This window comes from Pseudomonas proteolytica, assembly GCF_007858275.1.
GTDB classification, from domain to species: Bacteria; Pseudomonadota; Gammaproteobacteria; order Pseudomonadales; family Pseudomonadaceae; genus Aquipseudomonas; species Aquipseudomonas proteolytica.
The window spans coordinates 60,745-79,760 of the sequence record NZ_VFEV01000003.1 but is presented as its reverse complement, the minus strand read 5'-3'; the positions used below and the strand labels follow the sequence as shown (position 1 = coordinate 79,760).

General features: G+C 62.5%; 18 protein-coding genes. 9 read left to right on the top strand and 9 right to left on the bottom strand.

What is annotated here, in order from left to right; genetic code table 11:
* Window positions 1–131 precede the first annotated feature (131 nt).
* The 3 genes from FIV38_RS03220 to FIV38_RS30660 form a co-directional block, all read right to left on the bottom strand.
* Window positions 132–842 (bottom strand): hypothetical protein, encoded by a 711-nt coding sequence (locus FIV38_RS03220; RefSeq protein WP_092231099.1) that lies wholly within the window; start codon window positions 840–842, stop codon window positions 132–134.
* A gap of 255 nt (window positions 843–1,097) precedes the next feature.
* Window positions 1,098–1,727 carry a transcriptional regulator gene (locus tag FIV38_RS03210; RefSeq protein ID WP_092231102.1) on the bottom strand — a complete coding sequence of 210 codons (630 nt, stop codon included), beginning with the start codon at window positions 1,725–1,727 and terminating at the stop codon, window positions 1,098–1,100.
* Between the two features lie 61 nt (window positions 1,728–1,788).
* Entirely contained in the window at window positions 1,789–1,917 is a 129-nt protein-coding gene (locus tag FIV38_RS30660) for a hypothetical protein (protein ID WP_262382549.1), read from the bottom strand.
* A 148-nt stretch (window positions 1,918–2,065) separates the two neighbouring features.
* Here FIV38_RS30660 and FIV38_RS03205 point away from each other — a divergent pair, with 148 nt between their 5' ends.
* Together FIV38_RS03205 and FIV38_RS03200 are read left to right on the top strand one after the other, a co-directional pair.
* Window positions 2,066–2,344: a type II toxin-antitoxin system RelE/ParE family toxin gene (locus tag FIV38_RS03205; RefSeq protein WP_092231105.1), complete on the top strand. Its 279-nt coding sequence runs from the start codon at window positions 2,066–2,068 to the stop codon at window positions 2,342–2,344.
* A gap of 14 nt (window positions 2,345–2,358) precedes the next feature.
* Window positions 2,359–2,646 carry a HigA family addiction module antitoxin gene (locus FIV38_RS03200; protein WP_029300442.1) on the top strand — a complete coding sequence of 96 codons (288 nt, stop codon included), beginning with the start codon at window positions 2,359–2,361 and terminating at the stop codon, window positions 2,644–2,646.
* Between the two features lie 174 nt (window positions 2,647–2,820).
* Here FIV38_RS03200 and FIV38_RS03195 read toward each other — a convergent pair whose 3' ends face one another.
* From FIV38_RS03195 to pilG, 6 genes are all read right to left on the bottom strand, one after another.
* Window positions 2,821–3,276, bottom strand: a complete 456-nt coding sequence (locus FIV38_RS03195; RefSeq protein WP_029300444.1) for a chemotaxis protein CheW — start codon at window positions 3,274–3,276, stop codon at window positions 2,821–2,823.
* Window positions 3,269–9,124, bottom strand: coding sequence for an Hpt domain-containing protein (locus FIV38_RS03190; RefSeq protein ID WP_092231108.1), 5,856 nt, complete (start codon window positions 9,122–9,124; stop codon window positions 3,269–3,271). Before FIV38_RS03190 ends, FIV38_RS03195 begins: the two co-directional genes overlap by 8 nt.
* Before the next feature lie 158 nt (window positions 9,125–9,282).
* Window positions 9,283–11,334: a methyl-accepting chemotaxis protein gene (locus tag FIV38_RS03185; RefSeq protein ID WP_092231111.1), complete on the bottom strand. Its 2,052-nt coding sequence runs from the start codon at window positions 11,332–11,334 to the stop codon at window positions 9,283–9,285.
* Window positions 11,331–11,867, bottom strand: a complete 537-nt coding sequence (locus FIV38_RS03180; RefSeq protein WP_029300451.1) for a chemotaxis protein CheW — start codon at window positions 11,865–11,867, stop codon at window positions 11,331–11,333. Before FIV38_RS03180 ends, FIV38_RS03185 begins: the two co-directional genes overlap by 4 nt.
* 12 nt (window positions 11,868–11,879) lie before the next feature.
* Window positions 11,880–12,245, bottom strand: coding sequence for a twitching motility response regulator PilH (gene pilH, locus FIV38_RS03175; protein WP_029300454.1), 366 nt, complete (start codon window positions 12,243–12,245; stop codon window positions 11,880–11,882).
* A gap of 44 nt (window positions 12,246–12,289) precedes the next feature.
* Window positions 12,290–12,697: a twitching motility response regulator PilG gene (gene pilG / locus FIV38_RS03170; RefSeq protein WP_029300456.1), complete on the bottom strand. Its 408-nt coding sequence runs from the start codon at window positions 12,695–12,697 to the stop codon at window positions 12,290–12,292.
* A 239-nt stretch (window positions 12,698–12,936) separates the two neighbouring features.
* On the opposite strand from pilG, the gene gshB reads away from it, so the two are divergent.
* From gshB to FIV38_RS03130, 7 genes are all read left to right on the top strand, one after another.
* Entirely contained in the window at window positions 12,937–13,890 is a 954-nt protein-coding gene (gene gshB, locus FIV38_RS03165; protein ID WP_029300457.1) for a glutathione synthase, read from the top strand.
* A 77-nt stretch (window positions 13,891–13,967) separates the two neighbouring features.
* Window positions 13,968–14,867, top strand: a complete 900-nt coding sequence (locus FIV38_RS03160) for an energy transducer TonB (protein WP_029300459.1) — start codon at window positions 13,968–13,970, stop codon at window positions 14,865–14,867.
* A 190-nt stretch (window positions 14,868–15,057) separates the two neighbouring features.
* Window positions 15,058–15,627: a YqgE/AlgH family protein gene (locus FIV38_RS03150; protein WP_029300463.1), complete on the top strand. Its 570-nt coding sequence runs from the start codon at window positions 15,058–15,060 to the stop codon at window positions 15,625–15,627.
* Complete coding sequence (gene ruvX, locus FIV38_RS03145) at window positions 15,627–16,064, top strand: Holliday junction resolvase RuvX (protein ID WP_092231117.1); 438 nt, start codon at window positions 15,627–15,629, stop codon at window positions 16,062–16,064. The genes FIV38_RS03150 and ruvX overlap by 1 nt, the downstream gene beginning before the upstream one ends.
* Before the next feature lie 82 nt (window positions 16,065–16,146).
* Window positions 16,147–16,653 (top strand): bifunctional pyr operon transcriptional regulator/uracil phosphoribosyltransferase PyrR, encoded by a 507-nt coding sequence (gene pyrR, locus FIV38_RS03140; protein WP_029300467.1) that lies wholly within the window; start codon window positions 16,147–16,149, stop codon window positions 16,651–16,653.
* Between the two features lie 24 nt (window positions 16,654–16,677).
* Window positions 16,678–17,682 (top strand): aspartate carbamoyltransferase catalytic subunit, encoded by a 1,005-nt coding sequence (locus FIV38_RS03135; protein ID WP_029300469.1) that lies wholly within the window; start codon window positions 16,678–16,680, stop codon window positions 17,680–17,682.
* Window positions 17,679–18,950 (top strand): dihydroorotase, encoded by a 1,272-nt coding sequence (locus FIV38_RS03130; RefSeq protein WP_092231120.1) that lies wholly within the window; start codon window positions 17,679–17,681, stop codon window positions 18,948–18,950. The genes FIV38_RS03135 and FIV38_RS03130 overlap by 4 nt, the downstream gene beginning before the upstream one ends.
* Window positions 18,951–19,016: the final 66 nt, after the last annotated feature.

Genomic DNA, 19,016 nt, shown 5'->3' with positions numbered 1-19,016 from the left:
CGGCGAACCGTTACGGCTGGAGTAACGATCCGTTCTGTGGGAGCGAGCTTGCTCGCGAAAAACGTCAACGATAATGCAGCGCTATTAGGTAACGCGCGGCGCCTATGCGTCCTTCGCGAGCAAGCTCGCTCCTACAACCATTCCATACGCTGGCGCCATACGGTCCAGCCCATGGCGATGCCTGCCACGGTATGAAACCCCAGCACCGCCGCCAGGCTCCAGCTCACCAGCCCCCCAATCGCCTGCACGTACACGGGCAGCAGAAACAGCAACAGCCCACACAACAGGCCTACACCCCACTGCTCCCACTTCATTAACCGACGCAAGCAGGAAATGAACACGCAACCCATCGCCGCGACCGAGAACACAACCAACAAGCCCAACACCGTATGCCCCGTCACCACAGGCCAGCCGAAGAGCCACAAGAGCAGGCAGAGCCCAGACAAGGCGAGTGAGCACATGAGGATAAACACCAACAGGTATTCAAAGATCCTCAGGCCCCAGCCATGGATGAAATGGCGGGTCTGTTGAATGTCGGCCTTGCTCGGCCTTCGCGAGATGGCCACCGCCAGCAGGCCCGAGCCCAAGCCGCCCAGGCTCATGACCACCAGATTGGTCACAACGACCTTGGGTTCTTTGTATTCGTCACTGAGGGTTTCCAGATACCCCAAGATAAACACCGCGCCCACCGACGAGATCACGAAGCCTGCGAGCTTGCCGCGCCGGGTCGGGAAATTCATCGTCACGCTGGCAGTGAGCGCCAACACCACGACCCACAACAGCAAGGCACCATTAAACGGGCTGGAGTTGTACAACCGGACAAATACGTCAAATAGCCACATTGTGTTGTTGCTTCCACCGAAAGACTCCTCGGGGTTATCGGCGGGTTTACGTGGGGCTTTATCCGAGAAAGCATTTGAGCTGCGCATCCACATCACTCAACAACGCTTGTGTACTGTCGATAAGTTGCCTTAGCAGCGCCTCATCCTCATCCATATACCCTTCGTATTCCGCCAGGTTTCGCCGCTCATGACACAACGCAAACAGTCGAACCTTCACATCCCGTGCAATCCGGCGGCTCGGCCTTCAAGCCACCACTACGGAGCAGATTCTCCAGATTGGTTTTGCTGTCCATCCTTGGACTCCACGGGGTTCACCCCAATGAGATTGATCTTGTCTTGCTCCGCGACCCGCCGCACAAAACTGTTCCCGGCAGTCCATTTGCCAATCCAGTCCTCAGGGGTGTAGAGCGTTGGGTTGATGGTGCGGCCCAATTGTTCTTCCAGCGGCATGAGTTGCGCCATGACTTCACTGTAGTCGAGGCTTTCACCGATCAGCATCAGATCAATGTCACTGGATGAGTGCGCCTGCCCCTTGGCAATCGAGCCGTAGATAAAGGCCCAGCTCAACTGCTTGGCGAATGGCGCCAATGCGTTGCGCAGAGGTTCATCCAGGCTCAGAGTCTTGCGCACGATGTTCAACAACTCAGCGTAAATCGGGCATTGCGGGTTGGCTTGGTAGTGAGTCTGGTTGCCCTGACGGGTCATGCTCAAGACACCCGCCCGTTGCAGGCGCTCCAGCTCACGGGTCAGGCTGCCCTTGCCCACTTGGGCCCAGCGGGCTATTTCATTGGTGAAAAAGCTCTGTTCAGGTTTGCCAAAAAGCAGGCCCAGGACTTTTTGCTGGGTCACGGTAAACAGTGCTGTGCTGAGGGGCAGGGTTTGCATGGCGACGACCAAAGAGTCCCAAAAAGGGAACGATAGGTCCCTTTCTGGGACTGATCAAGTTTTACGCAGCGGCCGCCGGCGATATCTGCTCCAGCGCGTGCTCGATCAGCAGTTGGCCCCGCTCGATCATTTGTGGGATGGCGCGAAAATTTCGCGGGAAAAATCTGAAGACTGCATCCCCATCAATCATTCCTACAACCTTTTAGGGTTGTTGCTCGGATGTCGCCTCACTAGCCTTTGGGATTTGAATCATCTCACCAGCAGAACATCATGAATCTGACCCTGAAACCCGATACAAGGCCATTGCAGAGCGTGATGTATCACATCACAATCCATCCATGATCGTCAGTTGGAAACACAAGGGGCACCAGCATTTTTATGAAACAGGATCAACCAAAGGTATCAACGCGGGTCATGCGAAACGCTTGCGTCGTGTGCTGCTGATTCTGGATAGCGCAGGACACCCGAACGAATTGAATCTCCCAGGATGGCGCTTTCATCGTCTCAAAGGCGATCTGCTCGACTACTGTTCCGTCAGCATCAGCGGTAACTGGCGCATCATTTTTCGTATGCTGGATGATCACGTCGAACTGGTTGATTACCTTGACTACCACTGAACAGGGGCACGCACATGGGTATGCACAACCCACCACATCCCGGCGAAATCCTGCTTGAGGATGTGATGCCCAGCCTGGGTATCACCATTACCGAAATGGCCCGGCGGCTCGGCTTTGCCAGGGAAACATTCTCCAGGATCCTGCATGGTCACGCGCCAGTCAGCCCGGACCTTGCCGTGAGGCTGGAGCGGGCAGGCATCAGCAAAGCGCGGTTATGGCTGTCGATGCAAAGCACCTATGATCTTTGGCAAGCGGAGCACCGTGAACAACCGGTTATTGAGCGTTTTGCGCAGATTGAGTAGGGCTAGGCGCCAAGCACAATCCAATGTGGGAGCTGGCTTGTGTGGGAGCTGGCTTGCCTGCGATAGCATCACCTTGGTTTAACTGACACACCGAAGCGTCTGCATCGCAGGCAAGCCAGCTCCCACACAAGCCAGCTCCCACACTGGATCTTCAGAGGTGCTGAGAACGGGTGTTCAGGCCAGGCCAGCCTCGACCAGCAGCGCTTCCAATCCCATCAGGTCCGGCACTTTCGCCACATGCTCGCCGACCTGTACCGCCGCCAATTCCAGCGGCGATAGAGGCACGTCCACGTAGCTCAACTGGCTGTCGAGCTTGTAGGAACGGGGAATGCCCTGGATCACCAGGGCAATGAACTTCAATGTGGGCCGCCCGCCCAGGGCGTTGAGCACGACGATCCGCGCGCGCTCGCTGACAATACTGGTGCCACCGCAGGCCGCTTCAAAGCTGATCAGCGGCAGGTGCTGGTCGCGCCAGGTCACTTGTCGCAGGTACCACGGTGGTGCGTCGCTGGCCGGTTCGCCGCGCTGGAAGTCGATCAGCTCGGCCACCGCGACGTTGGGCAGCAACAGGTGGCGGTCGGCCAGGGGCAGCAGCAAGCCGGTGAGTTGACTGGTGCGGTGGTCAAGCATGTTTCGGGCTCCAGTAGGCGATGCTCTCGAGCAACACCGACTCTTGATAGGGCTTGCCGAGGTAGTCGTTGACGCCGATCGCCATGGCTCGGTCGCGGTGTTTCTGGCCGGTGCGGGAGGTGATCATGATGATCGGCAGGCGCTTGAGCCGCGGGTCGTTGCGCACCTGGATCGCCACTTCAAAACCATCCATGCGCGGCATTTCGATATCCAGCAACATCAGGTCCGGGGTGTGTTCCTCGAGCAAGGCGATGGCGTCGATGCCGTCCTTGGCGGTCAGCACGTTCATGCCATTGCGCTCCAGCAGGCGGCTGGTGACTTTGCGCACGGTCACCGAGTCGTCCACCACCAGCACCAGCAAGCGCTGCTTTTTCTGCGGCTCGTTGACGGCCAGCACGCTGTCCGCCGCCTGGGCCGGCAAGGCCGGGGCCAGGGCGCGGATATGCGCCAGCAGGTCGATGATCAACACCACCCGGCCATCGCCAAGAATGGTCGCCCCGGACAGCCCTTGCACCGCCGCAAACTGCGGGCCCAGGCCCTTGACCACAATTTCGCGGGTGCCGGCCATGTCGTCCACCTGCACCGCAATGTGCCGCTCGTTGCATTGCATCAGCAGCACCGGCAGCGGCTGGTTTTGCCCCAGCAGCTTGGGCCGGGCCACGGTGTGCAGCAACTCGCCCAGGTAATACAGCTCGTAGCGCTGGCCCGCGTATTCATACACCGGCGGATCCAGTTGGTAGTGCCCCTCCAGCTCATTGGGCAATACGCGCACCAGGCCCTGGATGGTGTTCAGCGGAATCGCGTACTGGTCCTCCGCACACTGCACCATCAACGCCCGGTTGACCGACACGGTAAACGGCAGGCGAATACGAAAATGCACGCCCACGCCCGGCGTAGAGTCAATGAACATGCTGCCGCCCAGCTGGCGCACTTCTTCGTGCACCACGTCCATGCCCACGCCACGCCCGGAAATCTGGGTGATTTTTTCGGCGGTGGAGAACCCTGGCTGCAAGATGAACTGCAACACGTCGCGATCGCTGATCTCCATTTCCGGGTCCAGCAGGCCGCGCTTGATCGCCTTGCGCCGCACTGCATCCAGTGGCACGCCGGCGCCGTCGTCGCGCATATCGAAGATGATGTCGCCGCCTTCGTGGCTCAGGTCCAGGGTGATCCGGCCCTTCTCCGGCTTGCCCGCCAACAGCCGTGCATCCCGCGACTCCAGGCCATGGTCGACGGCGTTGCGCAGCATATGCTCCAGGGGCGCCGCCATGCGCTCCAGCACGTTGCGGTCCATCTCGCCCTCGGCATTGCCGACGACGAATTCCACATCCTTGCCCAGCTCACCGGCCACTTGCCGCACGATGCGCTTGAGGCGCGGCAGCATGCGTTCGAACGGCACCATGCGCGTGCGCATCAGGCCTTCTTGCAACTCGGTGTTGATGCGCGCCTGCTGCTGCAACAGGTTCTGCGCGTCCTGGTTACGCTGGTCGAGGGTTTCCTTGAGGTCCAGCAAGTCCGAGGCCGACTCGGACAACGCGCGGGACAACTGTTGCAACTGGGAATGGCGATCCATTTCCAGGGGGTCGAATTCTTCGTAGCCCAGGCGCTCGGTTTCGGCGTGCTGGCGGCTGACGATCCGCCCCTGGGTCTCGGTTTCGAGGCGACGCAGTTGGTCGCGCATGCGCTCGATGGTGGTTTGCACCTCGGTGAGGGCGCTGCGGGCGTCGTTGACCTGCTGCTCGATACGCCCACGGAAAATCGAGGTTTCACCGGCGAGGTTGACCAGATCATCCAGCAACTCAGCGGATATTTTCACCATGTCCGCGCCCGGCTCGCTGGCCGCTGGCGCTTCGGGTTTGCCGGCGGGCATCGCGACCGGGGCAGCCTGGGTTTCGGTGGGCTGGACCAGGCTCTTGATGCGCTCGATCAGACGCTCTACGGAGCCGACCGGCAACCCCGCTGCCACCGCCTCGACCATCTGTGCCAGGCGGTCGTGGCAGCCTTGCAACAATGCAAACAGCTCGGCCGTGGGCGCCAGCAGCCCCGCCGAAAGGCCTTCGTAGAGAAACTCCAGTTCGTGGGCCAGGTCGCCGATGGGCGCAATTTCGACCATACGCGCGCCGCCCTTGAGGGTATGCAGGTCGCGCAGCAAGGTCTCGACCTCCTGGCGGTTCTGCGGCTCGGCCTGCCAACGCAACAGCGCCGCGCCGGAGCTGTCGAGGATATCGGCCGCTTCTTCGAGGAAGATATCCAGCAGTTCGGGATCGCTGCCTGCACCCTGCGCCTCAGGCGCTACGGGCACAGTTACTGGCGCCGCATTCTGGCGCACATCGCGCAAACGGTTGATCAAGGCGCTGGAGTCACTCAACGGTTGCTGCTCTTGCAACTGCTCCAGTTGCAAGGCCAGGTGTTCATGGCTGTCCATCAACACTTGGGCCATTTCCGCGGAGTAGCTGTAGCGCCGGTCCACCAGGCCTTCGTAAAGGCTTTCCAGTTCCTGGGCCAGATCGCCCACCGGGCCGATTTCGGCCATGCGCGCGCCGCCGCGCAGGGTGTGCAGGTCACGCTGCAGGGAGGACAGCGGTGCCACGCCGTCGGGGTCCAGCAACCAGCGCTTGAGGGACTGCCCGGCGCTGTCGAGGATATCGACCGCTTCCTCAAGGAAGATCTCGACGATCTCATCGTCCACCGCCCAGTCCTGTTGCAACTGTGTGGTGGCCGCGCCCAGTTCGGCAATGCTCAGGGCGCGACTGCCATCACTTTTGATCAGGCCGGTGGCGCTGGGGTCGAGCCCTTCATCGAGCAGCTCGCGCAAGGCTTTCATACGCGCCGGCGCCGGGCTGACTTCCTGGCCGGCGGCCAGTTGGTCGAGCATGTTGATCAGGGCTTCATGGGCCAGCTCGGCCTCATGGAAAAACCGCTCGCTGACTGCCAGGCTGCTCTCTTCCACCGCGCCATACAGGTCGAGCAACGCTTCGCACAGCTCATCCATCGGGTGCAGGTCGGCCAGGTGCGCGCCCTCGCCCAGGGTGGTCAACTCGTCCAGCAATGCGCTGAGTTCCTGGCGCTCGCCGGGGTGTTGCTGCCAGCGCAGCAGCAGGCTTTCGGCGTCCAGCAGGATGTCCATGCCCTGGGCCAGGAAATTGCTGATCAACTGTGGGTCGCGCTTGACCCGCAGGCCCTCGCTCGGGGCGTTGAGGAAGGCTTCAAGCTGGCTGTCGAGACGCGCCTGGGTGCGTTCGATCAACGACTGCGCGCCGTCGATGGGTGCCAAGGGATCACTGTCCAACTGGCGCAAGCCGCGCTGGAACAGGGCTTCACCCTCCAGCAGCAGGTCGATTTCATCCAGGTCCAGCGCCAGGCGATGGACCTTGTACTCACGGGTCAGGTGGTCCAACGGCCGCGCCAGCTCGGCGATGGGCAGGACGCCCGCCATGTAGGCACTGCCCTTGAGGGTATGCAACGCACGTTGCAGTTCATCGCTGACGTGCAGCGGCATCTGTTCGGTGGCCTGGTGCAAAAACCGATTGAGGCTGTCCAGGTGGCTCAACGCTTCGTTGCGGAAGATCTCCAGCAGCAGCGGGTCGAGCGCGCCGTCATCCTGTTCCACGGCTGGCGGTAACGGCGCGCCACTGGCCAGGGCATGGGCGCGTGCGGCAAGCAGGTCGACATCATCACGCTGGCGCTGGGCATCGGCGGCGAACTCGGCAATCAATGCCGGCAGCAGCAGCAATACATCATCCAGTACGGCCTGGACTTCGGCGCCCGGCGCGACCACCCGCTCCAGCACGCGGTTAAGCAGGTTTTCCACGGCCCACGCCAGTTCCGCCAACACCAGGGCACGCACCATGCGCCCGCTGCCCTTGAGGGTATGGAAGGCGCGGCGCATGTCGCTCAGGGCGGTCTTGTCTTCGAGGCTGGCGGCGCCTTGGGGTACCAGGCGCTGCAGCACTTCCAGCACTTCGGCGGTTTCTTCGAGGAACACTTCGCGCAGTTCATCGTCCACCGACTCTTCGTCGGCCGGCGGCGGCAACAGGCTGCCCGGGCGCTGCAGGGCCGGCGGGTTGAGACGTGGGGTCGGGCTGGCCAGGGCCTGCGCCAGTGTCTGGGAATCGGCCGGCAACTCATCGTGTGGTATCGAGCGTTCCTGGCGCCAGGCTTGCTGCGCTGGCACGGGTGCGTAACCCAGGGCCGCGAGCCCTTCAAAGGCGATGTCCAGCACCCGCTCGCCCGGGGCGTCCGGGTCCTGCAGCATGCGTTCCAGGTAGTGTTCCAGGCTGGTGAGCACATCGGCGCAATGTTCAAGCTGCGCCGCCGGCGGCGCCGTGTCATGGCCTATCCACTGTTCATCGACGTAAATCTTGAAGCCACGCACCAGGCCCGCCGCGCGCGGCAGCGGGATCATCGCCAGGGCACCGCGTACCTGGGTCAGCAGTTGCGGCAGGGATTCCAGGCGCTGCGTATCCCACTGCGCCTCCAGGCAGTCGATGACCAACTCCCGCGCCTGCTTGAGGCACTGGCATGACTCCTTGATCACCAACTGGTGGATCTGGGTCAGGTCGGTGGTGGGCAGGCGGCTGTCTTCACGGTTTTGCGGTTCGACGGTGCCCACCATCCCGGCCAGGGTCGCTTCGACATAGAGCAACGCTCCGGCCACATCCATCAGCACCGCATCATTGGGTTCGCGCTGCCCCTGGGCCAGGCCCTGGACCACCGCCAACTGGTCGATGATCACCTTGCGCGGCTGGCCAAACCCCAATACCGCCAGGGTATCGGCGATCTGGCGCAACGGCGCCAGCAGGCTGTCCAGGGCAGAGATGTGCTGGCGGTCGCTGCGCACAAACAGGTCCAGGCGTTCCTTGACCCGCACCAACTCTTCACACAGCGCGCCGAGCACCGAGCCCATGGCGTTGCGGTCCGGGCCGGCCAGGCGCGCGCGCTCGGCATCGACCACGGTGCTGTCGGGCAAGGCTTCATCCAGGCCGTAGCGTTCCTTGAGGCTTTGCATGCGCGGCGTCGGCCGGGTGACTTTGGCGATGTAAAACAGCAGGCTCTTGAGCAGTTGATCCGGCGCCGGGGTGTTGATCCCTTCGATGCCCTGGATCTGCAGGCGCTTGAGTACCTTGTCGCAGCTCTTGAGCAGGCTGCGCAACGCCGGGCTATTGGCGATAACGCCGGTGAGCATGCCTTCGGCCAAGGCCGAGGTGACTTGCCACAACGCCAGCAACGGCGCGCCATGGCACAGCGCTTCGAGTTGGGCAAAGACCCGCGCCATGTCTTCCAGGTTGCTGGGGCCATGGTCCTCACGCAGCAGCCCGGCCAACCCTTGTTGCAGCATTTGCCGCCACTGCTGCAGTTGTTCGGCAAAATCGGCCGGCGCACGCTGGGCCAAGGCATCCTCGGGCAACGGCGCGATCACCAGCAGTTGCGGGCTGAACAGGCTGGTTTCCGAGAGCAGGCTTTTGCCGTGCACGCTGCGCAGGTCATTGAGCAGCGGCAACACCACCAGCGGCAGGTCGCGCCGCGCACTGTGCACACGGTCCAGGTACAGCGGCAACTGCCCGAGGGCCTGTTGCAGCAAACGAATGCCCTCTTCGCGCTGGCTGACCCGCCCCGCTTGCAGGGCCTGGGCCAGGTGTTCCATTTCTTCGGCGAGCAGTGCCGCGCCGTAGAACTCGACCATCTGCAGGGCGCCGTGGACCTGGTGAATGCCCGCAAGGCACTGCGCGAGGGCTTGCTCGCTGGCGTCGTCGGCAAAAGTGTCCAGCGCCGCACGGGCCTGTTTCAGGGTGTCGGCGATCTCGCCCTTGACCCATTCGAGGGCGACGTAGTCGTGCCGGTCAACCATAACGACTCCCGTCTGAATGGGTGAAAAGTGAGAATCCATGTGGGAGCGGGCTTGCTCGCGAAAGCGCTGGGTCAGTCGGCACATTAGGTGACTGACCCAGCGCTTTCGCGAGCAAGCCCGCTCCCACATTTAGATTGCGGTGGTTTTGGGTGGGCATGTCATTCATTGGTCTTGCGCACGGGCGGCAAGGTGAAACCCGATACCGAACGGCGCAACTGGCTGGCCATTTTCGCCAGGTTGCCGATGCTCTCGGCGGTGGCCGTGGAGCCCGATGAGGTCTGGCTGGTGATCTGCTGGATCACGTTCATGGTCAAGGAGATCTGCCCCGCCGACGAGGTTTGCTGCTGCGCGGCGTTGGAGATGCTCTGGATCAGCGCGGCCAGGGTCTTGGACACCCCTTCGATTTCTTCCAGGGCCACTCCGGCGTCCTGGGCCAGCCGCGCGCCACGCACCACTTCGGTGGTGGTCTGCTCCATGGAGATCACGGCTTCGTTGGTATCGGTCTGGATCGCCCGCACCAGGTTCTCGATCTGCCGGGTGGCCGCCGACGAGCGTTCGGCCAGGCGTTGCACTTCATCGGCCACCACTGCAAAGCCGCGCCCGGCATCGCCGGCCATGCTCGCCTGGATCGCCGCGTTGAGGGCGAGAATGTTGGTCTGCTCGGCAATGTCGTCGATCAGGCTGACGATATCGCCAATCTCCTGGGATGACTCACCCAGGCGTTTGATGCGCTTGGCGGTGTCCTGGATCTGTTCGCGAATGTTGTCCATGCCGTGGATGGTGTTGTGCACCACCTCGTTGCCCTTGTTGGCGATCTCCACCGACCGTTCGGCCACGGCCGAGGACTCGGCGGCATTGGCCGACACCTGGTCGATGGATTGGGCCATCTGATTGATCGCGGTGGAGGCTTCGGCGATCTGCTGGGCCTGGTGTTCCGAGGCCTGGGCCAGGTGCATGGCGGTAGCCTGGGTTTCCTGCACGGCGCCAGCCACTTCACCGGCGGTGAGGTTGATGGTCGCCACCAGGTCGCGCAACTGGTCCACCGAATAGTTGATGGAATCGGCGATGGTGCCGGTGAAGTCTTCAGTCACCGAGGCGGTCACGGTGAGGTCGCCGTCGGCCAGGTCTTCGATTTCGTCCAGCAGGCGCATGATCGCGTTCTGGTTGCGTTCGTTTTTCTCGGCAGTTTCACGCAGTTGGCGATTGGTTTCGCGCACCATCACCAGGCCGATCAGGATGATTGACGCCAGCGCCAGCAAGCCCAGGACATAGCCGCCGATAGTGTCGAGGGTGCGCCCGCCCGCCAGGTTTTCAAAACCGGTGGCCAGGTGCGAAGCCTCATCGAGCAGGGTTTGCGAGAGGCTGAAGATATTGCTCGCCGAGGCGCGCACCTGGAACAGTTGCGGCGATGTTTCGAGGATTTCATCCACGGAGCCCGAGACAAATTCGAACAGCTCGGCAATCTCCGCCAGGCGCGCACGGGCGTCGGGGTCTTGCACCTCGCTGATCTTCAGGCCAGCGCTGCCCTGGAGCATACCGGCCAGGACCTGGCCAAAACGGTTGGCATCGCGGCCAAAGGCGTCGGCGGCCTTGACCGCCGTGTCATCCCCGGCCAGCACCGTGTTGACTGCTCCCAAAATGCGCTCGGCCAACAACGATTGGCGCTGGGCCACGGCCACCTGGCTGGCGGGTGCACCGCGCTGCAGCAGGATCTCGACTACCTTTTCCGACTCGAGCTGCAATTGCGGCACGGTTTCGGCCAGGGTCGCCGCCACTTGATGCAGGGACAGCACCGTCTGCTCACTGGCCAGGATCACATCGGTGTTCTTCAGCAAGGCTTCCCAATCATGCTGCACGGCGCGCATTTCGCTGCGCACGGCGCTGGGCGCGGCAGGCAGGCCGGTGGCCGGGTCGCCTTTTTTCAGGTAGCCCCAGCGCTGGGCAAAATCATTGCGCGCCTCGCTCAATAGCCTGAACGCGGCGGCCTTGCCGGCCGCCGCCTCGGTGGCGTTCTTGGCAATGCGCTGGGACAGCACCCGCAGCTCGCCGGCGTGGCCGATGTACTGCTTGTCATAGGTGGACTGGGTGTTGAGGTACGCGAAGTTGGCGAACAGCAGCATGATGAAGATGATCAGCGCAATAAACAGCACGATGATCTGCGAACGGCTACGAGAGGCTTCCAGCGGTTTGACGGGCGTGGCGGTGCTCATGCGGCAACATCCAGAAAGCCCGGGGCCTGGGCCAGGGCGAAAGGGCTGAAGACCTGCCACAGCGGCTCGCCGCTGAACTGGCCTTGGATAAATGCAGCGCTGGCGGCGGGCACACTGGCGGATACCGGGCGCAATAGGTCCTGGGCAAAATGCTGCAGGCCGACCACTTCATCCACCAACAGGCCGACAAAGGTGTCTTCGTGTTCAATCACCAGCACCCGGCGCTGCTTGCGTGCGGTCGACAGCTCATAGCCGAAAAACCCGCACAGGTTGATCACCGGCAGCAAGCGCCCGCGCAGGTTGGCCACGCCCCGGACCCAAGGCTTGACCCCGGGCATCAGGGTGCAACGCGGCTCATGCAGCACTTCGGCAACTTCGCCCATGGGCGCTACATACCAATGCCCGCCCAGGCGAAAGCCGATGCCGCTCCAGCTGTGCGAGCGGGTTTCCTGGGATGGCAGGTCAGCGGCCAGCAGGCGGCAGCGGCGGTCGATGTCCAGCAGCAGCTCAAAGGCGGTTTGCGACTCGGTCATGGGAGCGTGCCGTCAGGGTTTGAGCACCGAGTTCAGGACTTCGATCAGCTTGTCTTCTTCCACCGGCTTGGTCAGGTACGCCTTGGCGCCCTGGCGTGCGCCCCAGATCTTGTCGGTTTCCTGGTCTTTGGTGGTGACGATGATGATCGGGATACCGTTGGTTTCCGGCTCCTTGGACAACTGGCGCGTGGCCTGGAAGCCATTGAGGCCGGGCATGACGATGTCCATCAACACCGCATCGGGTTTTTCCTGGCGGGCCAGGGCCACGCCGTCGGCACCATTTTCGGCCTTGAGGACCTGGTGCCCGTGCTTTTCCAGCATGCCGGTCAGTTTGTACATTTCAGTCGGCGAATCGTCGACGATCAGAACGCGTGCCATGGTTTTCCCCACTACATTGGTTGACGCAAGCCCTGGGGGCTGGGTCAATGTGCTTGTTCTACTGCGGCGAAACCCGGCACATAGGCCTTGATCGCACTCAGCAGTTCTTCCTTGCTGAAAGGCTTGGTCAAAAATTGATCGACGCCGACGATGCGCCCCTTGGCCTTGTCGAACAGGCCATCCCTGGACGACAGCATGATCACCGGGATGTCCTTGAACGCCGGGTTGTTCTTGACCAGGGCGCAGGTCTGATAGCCATCCAGGCGCGGCATCATGATGTCGACAAAGATGATGTGCGGGTGATGGTCAACGATCCTGGCCAGGGCATCAAAACCGTCGATGGCCGTGATGACTTCGCACCCTACGTTCTTCAACAGCGTTTCAGCGGTGCGGCGAATCGTTTTCGAATCGTCGATCACCATCACTTTCAAGGCGTTGGAATGCTGTTCCATATCTGCTCTACCATCGCCACAGCGAATCGGTTTTCGGTGTGTACTGCCGGATGCTGCCTGGGACGAGCGCCAAAACCCTTGCCGTGCAAGGGCCGACACGCCATGGCAGCCTTTTTAGCACAGACTGGGGAGGCAATCTATCGGCCGACCGGCAAGGTGGTTTTTCCTTGACCCACAACAGCCGCAGCGCCACTCTGACGCCACTTTTATGCGCCCTTATTTGCTAGAGGAAATCCCCCATGAGCGTTCGCGTCGGCATTGTCATGGACCCTATCGCCAGCATTTCCTATAAAAAGGATAGCTCGCTGGCCATGCTGCTGGCCGCCCAGGCCCGCGGCTGGACCCTGTTCTATATGGAACAGCGCGACCTTTACCAGGGCGACGGCGAAGCGCGGGCGCGGATGCGTCCCCTGCAGGTGTTCGCCAACCCTGAAAAGTGGTTTGAACTGCAAGACGAGATCGACAGCCCCCTGAGCGACCTGGACGTGATCCTGATGCGCAAGGATCCGCCGTTCGACATGGAGTTCGTCTACTCCACCTACCTGCTGGAGCAGGCCGAGCGTGCCGGTGTGCTGATCGTCAACAAGCCCCAGAGCCTGCGCGACTGCAACGAGAAGTTGTTCGCCACGCTGTTCCCGCAGTGCACGCCGCCCACCGTGGTCAGCCGCCGCGCCGACGTGCTGCGTGAATTTGCCGCCAAGCACGGCGATGTGATCCTCAAGCCGCTGGACGGCATGGGTGGCACCTCGATCTTCCGTCACCGCGCAGGCGACCCCAATCTGTCGGTGATCCTTGAGACCCTGACGGCCCTGGGCACCCAGCAGATCATGGGCCAGGCCTACCTGCCGGCGATCAAGGATGGCGACAAGCGCATCCTGATGATCGACGGCGAGCCGGTGGATTACTGCCTGGCACGTATCCCCGCGGCCGGCGAGACCCGTGGCAACCTCGCGGCGGGTGGGCGTGGCGAGGCCCGTCCGCTGAGCGACAAGGACCGCTGGATCGCCGCCCAGGTAGGCCCGACCCTGCGGGAGAAAGGCCTGCTGTTCGTAGGACTTGACGTAATTGGTGAGCACCTCACGGAAATCAACGTCACCAGCCCGACCTGTATCCGTGAAATAGACAACGCGTTCGGCACCAACATCGGCGAAATGCTCATGGCAGCGATTGCCGACAAGCTACAAGCCAAGTGACATAGAACAGCCGGAGGTCAGCCAACATTGCGCTATCATGCCCCACCTGTGAAACGCGCGATGTTGGTTTTCCTGTTATGACGCTTCCGTCCGACCTGCCCCCCGAATTCAGCCACAGCGGCGTACGCCCGGCTGATCGGCTCGGATTTACCCTATTTCTGGCAGCGCTGATTCATTTGGCGTTGATCCTCGGCCTGGGCTTCACGTTCGTCGAACCCCAGCAAATCAGCAAGACCCTGGAAATCACCCTCGCCACCTTCAAAAGTGAGAAGAAGCCCGAAAAGGCTGACTTCCTGGCCCAGGACAATCAGCAGGGCAGCGGCACCCTGGACAAAAAGGCAGTGCCCAAGACCACCGAAGTGGCGCCCTTCCAGGACAACAAGATCAATAAGGTCACGCCGCCTCCGGTAGCCAAGCCCGAGGTCAAGCAGGCCGCGCCCAAGGCCGCCGTCGCCACCATTGCGCCAAAACCCCAGAAGGCCGCGACCCAGCGCGAAGCCGTGAAGACTGAGCCTGCGCCAAGCAAACCCGCACCGACTTTCGACAGCTCGCAACTTTCCAGCGAAATCTCCAGCCTGGAGGCCGAACTGGCCAACGAGCAACAGCTGTATGCCAAACGCCCGCGCATCTACCGGCTCAACGCCGCCTCCACCATGCGCGACAAAGGCGCCTGGTATAAGGACGAATGGCGCAAGAAGGTCGAGCGCATCGGCAACCTGAACTACCCGGACGAGGCCCGGCGCCAGCAGATCTACGGCAACCTGCGCCTGCTGGTGTCGATCAACCGCGACGGCTCCTTATATGAAGTGCTGGTGCTGGAGTCGTCCGGCCAGCCCTTGCTGGACCAGGCGGCGCAACGCATCGTGCGCCTGGCCGCACCGTTCGCCCCGTTTACCGGCGACCTGAATGATATCGACCGCCTGGAAATCATCCGCACCTGGCGCTTTGCCAAGGGCGACCGCCTTTCCAGCAACTGATCAGCCCAGCGGTGCAGGAGCGAGCTTGCTCGCGAAGAACCTGAGGCCACCGCGTGCATTCTGACTGCCCGCGTTATCGTTGACGGTCTTCGCGAGCAAGCTCGCTCCTACAGCCCAAACAAACCCGCCAACCGATTTCCTACACATCCCCAGCTTGTCAGTTCGCCCCTCCAACGCCACACTAGCGGACATGAAAAATGTCAGCCCGACTTACCTCAAGCACCAATTCCTGATCGCCATGCCCCATATGGCCGACCCGAACTTTGCGCACACCTTGACCTATATCGTCGAGCACACGGCCAATGGCGCCATGGGGTTGGTGGTCAACCGCCCGCAGGACTTGAACCTGGCCGATATCCTTGAGCAACTGCGCCCGGAGATCGACCCACCCGCCAGTTGCCAGGCGGTGCCGATCTATTTCGGTGGCCCGGTGCAGACTGACCGGGGCTTTGTCCTGCACCCCAGCGGCCCGACGTTCCAGGCAACCGTCGACCTCGATGGCGTGTCCTTGTCCACCTCCCAGGACGTGCTGTTTGCCATCGCTGATGGCGCCGGCCCGCAGCAGAGCCTGATCACCCTGGGTTACGCAGGGTGGGAAGCCGGGCAACTGGAAGAAGAGTTGGCCAACAATGCCTGGCTGACGTGCCCCTTCGATGCCGACATTCTGTTCAATACTGCCAGCGAGCTGCGCCTCAATGCCGCTGCAAAGCAACTGGGGATCAACCTCAACCTGCTGACCAGCCAGGCGGGGCACGCCTGATGGCCCTGCGACTGATCCTCGGGTTTGACTACGGCACCAAGCAGATTGGCGTTGCGGTGGGCCAGGTCATCACCGGCCAGGCCCGCGAGCTGTGTACCTTGAAGGCACAAAACGGCATCCCGGACTGGAGTCAGGTCGAAGCCCTGATCAAGGAGTGGAAGCCCGACGCGGTGGTGGTCGGCCTGCCGCTGAACATGGACGGCACCCCCAGCGACATGTGCCTGCGCGCCGAAAAGTTCGCCCGCCGCCTCAACGGCCGCTACAACCTGCCCTTCTATACCCACGATGAGCGCCTGACGACCTTCGAGGCCAAGGGTGAGCGTCGCGACCGTGGCGGGCAGAAAGGCAGCTACCGCGACAACCCGGTCGACGCCATTGCCGCCGCCTTGCTGCTGCAGGGCTGGCTGGATGAAAACACCGCTTTATTTGAATCCTGACTGACGCGGCTTGCCGCGTCTTCTTACGTTTGAGCCCGGACTTTGCCAGCGTCACGCTGCCCGAGCCCTTGAAGGAGCCACCATGAGCCTGCCCAATCCCGCCGAACTGATCCGTCAGATGGCGACGAGCCTCACGACCCACCTGCAACACCGCGCCATCAGCGAGCCGCGTTTCATCGGTATCCGTACCGGTGGCGTGTGGGTCGCCCAGGCGTTGCTGCAAGAGCTGGGCAGTGACTCGCCCCTGGGCACCCTGGATGTGTCCTTCTACCGCGATGACTTCAGCCAGAACGGCCTGCACCCGCAAGTGCGCCCGTCTGCGCTGCCCTTTGAAATCGAAGGCCAGCACCTGGTACTGATCGATGACGTGCTGATGAGCGGGCGTACCATCCGTGCAGCCATGAACGAGCTGTTCGACTACGGCCGCCCGGCCAGCATCACCCTGGTCTGCCTGCTCGACCTCGAGGCTGGCGAACTGCCGATCAGCCCGGATGTGGTGGGTGCCACCCTGTCGCTTTCAGCCCAACAGCGGGTAAAATTGTCCGGTCCCACGCCGCTCGAACTCGAACTGCAAGACCTCGCCCTTTAAACCGCCTTGTAAAGAGTCCCCGCGATGACGCCTCTAGATGCCAAGCGCCCGCTGCAGCTCAACGCTCAGGGCCAGCTGCAACACTTCCTGTCCCTCGACGGCCTGCCCCGCGAATTGCTCACCGAAATCCTCGACACTGCCGACTCTTTCCTTGAAGTCGGCGGCCGGGCGGTGAAGAAAGTCCCGCTGCTGCGCGGCAAAACCATTTGCAACGTGTTCTTCGAGAACTCGACACGCACCCGCACCACCTTCGAGTTGGCGGCCCAACGCCTGTCAGCCGACGTGATCACCCTGAACGTCTCCACCTCGTCGGCGAGCAAGGGCGAAACCCTGCTCGACACCCTGCGCAACCTGGAGGCCATGGCGGCCGACATGTTCGTGGTGCGCCATGGCGACTCGGGCGCGGCGCACTTTATCGCCGAGCACGTGTGCCCACAGGTGGCGATCATCAACGGCGGCGATGGCCGTCACGCCCACCCGACCCAGGGCATGCTCGACATGCTCACCATCCGTCGGCACAAGGGGGGCTTCGAAAACCTCTCGGTGGCCATCGTTGGCGACATCCTGCACTCGCGGGTGGCGCGCTCGAACATGCTGGCCCTGAAAACCCTCGGCTGCCCGGATATCCGCGTGATCGCGCCGAAAACCCTGCTGCCTATCGGCATCGAGCAATACGGGGTCAAGGTCTACACCGACATGACCGAAGGCCTGAAGGACGTGGATGTGGTGATCATGCTGCGCCTGCAACGCGAGCGCATGGCCGGTGGCCTGCTGCCCAGCGAAGGTGAGTTCTACCGCCTGTTCGGCCTGACCACCGCGCGCCTGGCAGGCGCCAAGCCGGATGCGATTGTCATGCACCCTGGCCCGATCAACCGTGGGGTGGAGATTGAGTCGGCAGTGGCCGACGGCCCGCACTCGGTGATTCTCAACCAGGTCACCTACGGCATCGCGGTACGCATGGCCGTACTGTCCATGGCCATGAGCGGGCAAACCGCCCAACGTCAATTCGAGCAGGAGAAGGCCCAGTGAAGCTCAGCATTCTCGGCGCCCGAGTCATCGATCCGGCCAGCGGCCTGGATCAAGTTACGGATCTGCACCTGGAAGCCGGCAAGATCATTGCCATCGGCGCCGCCCCCAGTGGTTTCAGCCCGGTCGAGAGCATCGACGCCAAAGGCCTGGTGGCCGCGCCAGGCCTGGTAGACCTGAACGTCGCCCTGCGCGAGCCGGGCTACAGCCGCAAAGGCAGCATCGCCAGCGAAACCCGCGCCGCGGCTGCAGGCGGTGTCACTAGCCTGTGCTGCCCACCGCAAACCAAACCGGTGCTGGACACCTCGGCCGTGGCCGAGTTGATCCTCGACCGCGCCCGCGAGGCCGGCAATTGCAAAGTGTTCCCCATCGGCGCCCTGAGCAAAGGCCTGGATGGCGAGCAACTGGCCGAGCTGATTGCCCTGCGTGACGCCGGCTGCGTAGCCTTCGGCAATGGCCTGGAGAGTTTTCGCAGCACCCGCACCCTGTGCCGGGCCCTGGAATACGCCGCCACCTTCGATCTGACCGTGATCTTCCACTCCCAGGACCACGACCTGGCCGAAGGCGGCCTGGCCCACGAAGGCCCCACCGCCAGCTTCCTCGGCCTTGCGGGCATCCCGGAAACCGCAGAAACCGTGGCCCTGGCCCGTGACCTGCTGTTGGTGGAACAAAGCGGCGTACGCGCGCACTTCAGCCAACTGACCAGCGCCCGTGGCGTGGCCCTGATTGCCCAGGCCCAGGCCCGTGGCTTGCCGGTGACCGCCGATGTGGCGTTGTACCAGCTGATCCTGACGGATGAGGCGCTGATCGACTTCTCCAGCCTGTACCACGTACAACCACCACTGCGCACCCGCGCCGACCGTGATGGTTTGCGTGCGGCGGTGAAGTCGGGGGTGGTTTCGGCGATCTCCAGCCATCACCAACCCCACGAACGGGATGCCAAGCTGGCACCGTTTGGCGCCACAGAGCCTGGGATCAGCAGCGTCGAACTGCTGCTGCCGTTGGCGATGACGCTGGTGGAGGATGGTTTGCTGGACTTGCCAACGTTGCTCGCACGCCTGAGTTCAGGCCCGGCGCAAGCGCTGCGCCTGCCGGCGGGCAAGCTGGCGGTGGGTTCGGCGGCGGATCTGGTGCTGTTTGATCCGGCCAGTTCCACTGTCGCCGGCGAGCACTGGTTGTCCAGGGGTGAAAACTGCCCGTTCATCGGGCATAGCTTGCCGGCGAATGTGCGTTACACCCTGGTGGATGGGCGGATCAGCTACCAGGCTTGATCCAGAACTGAAGCGGGCACAGTCAAATGTGGGAGCGGGCTTGCTCGCGAAAGCGGTGTATCAGTT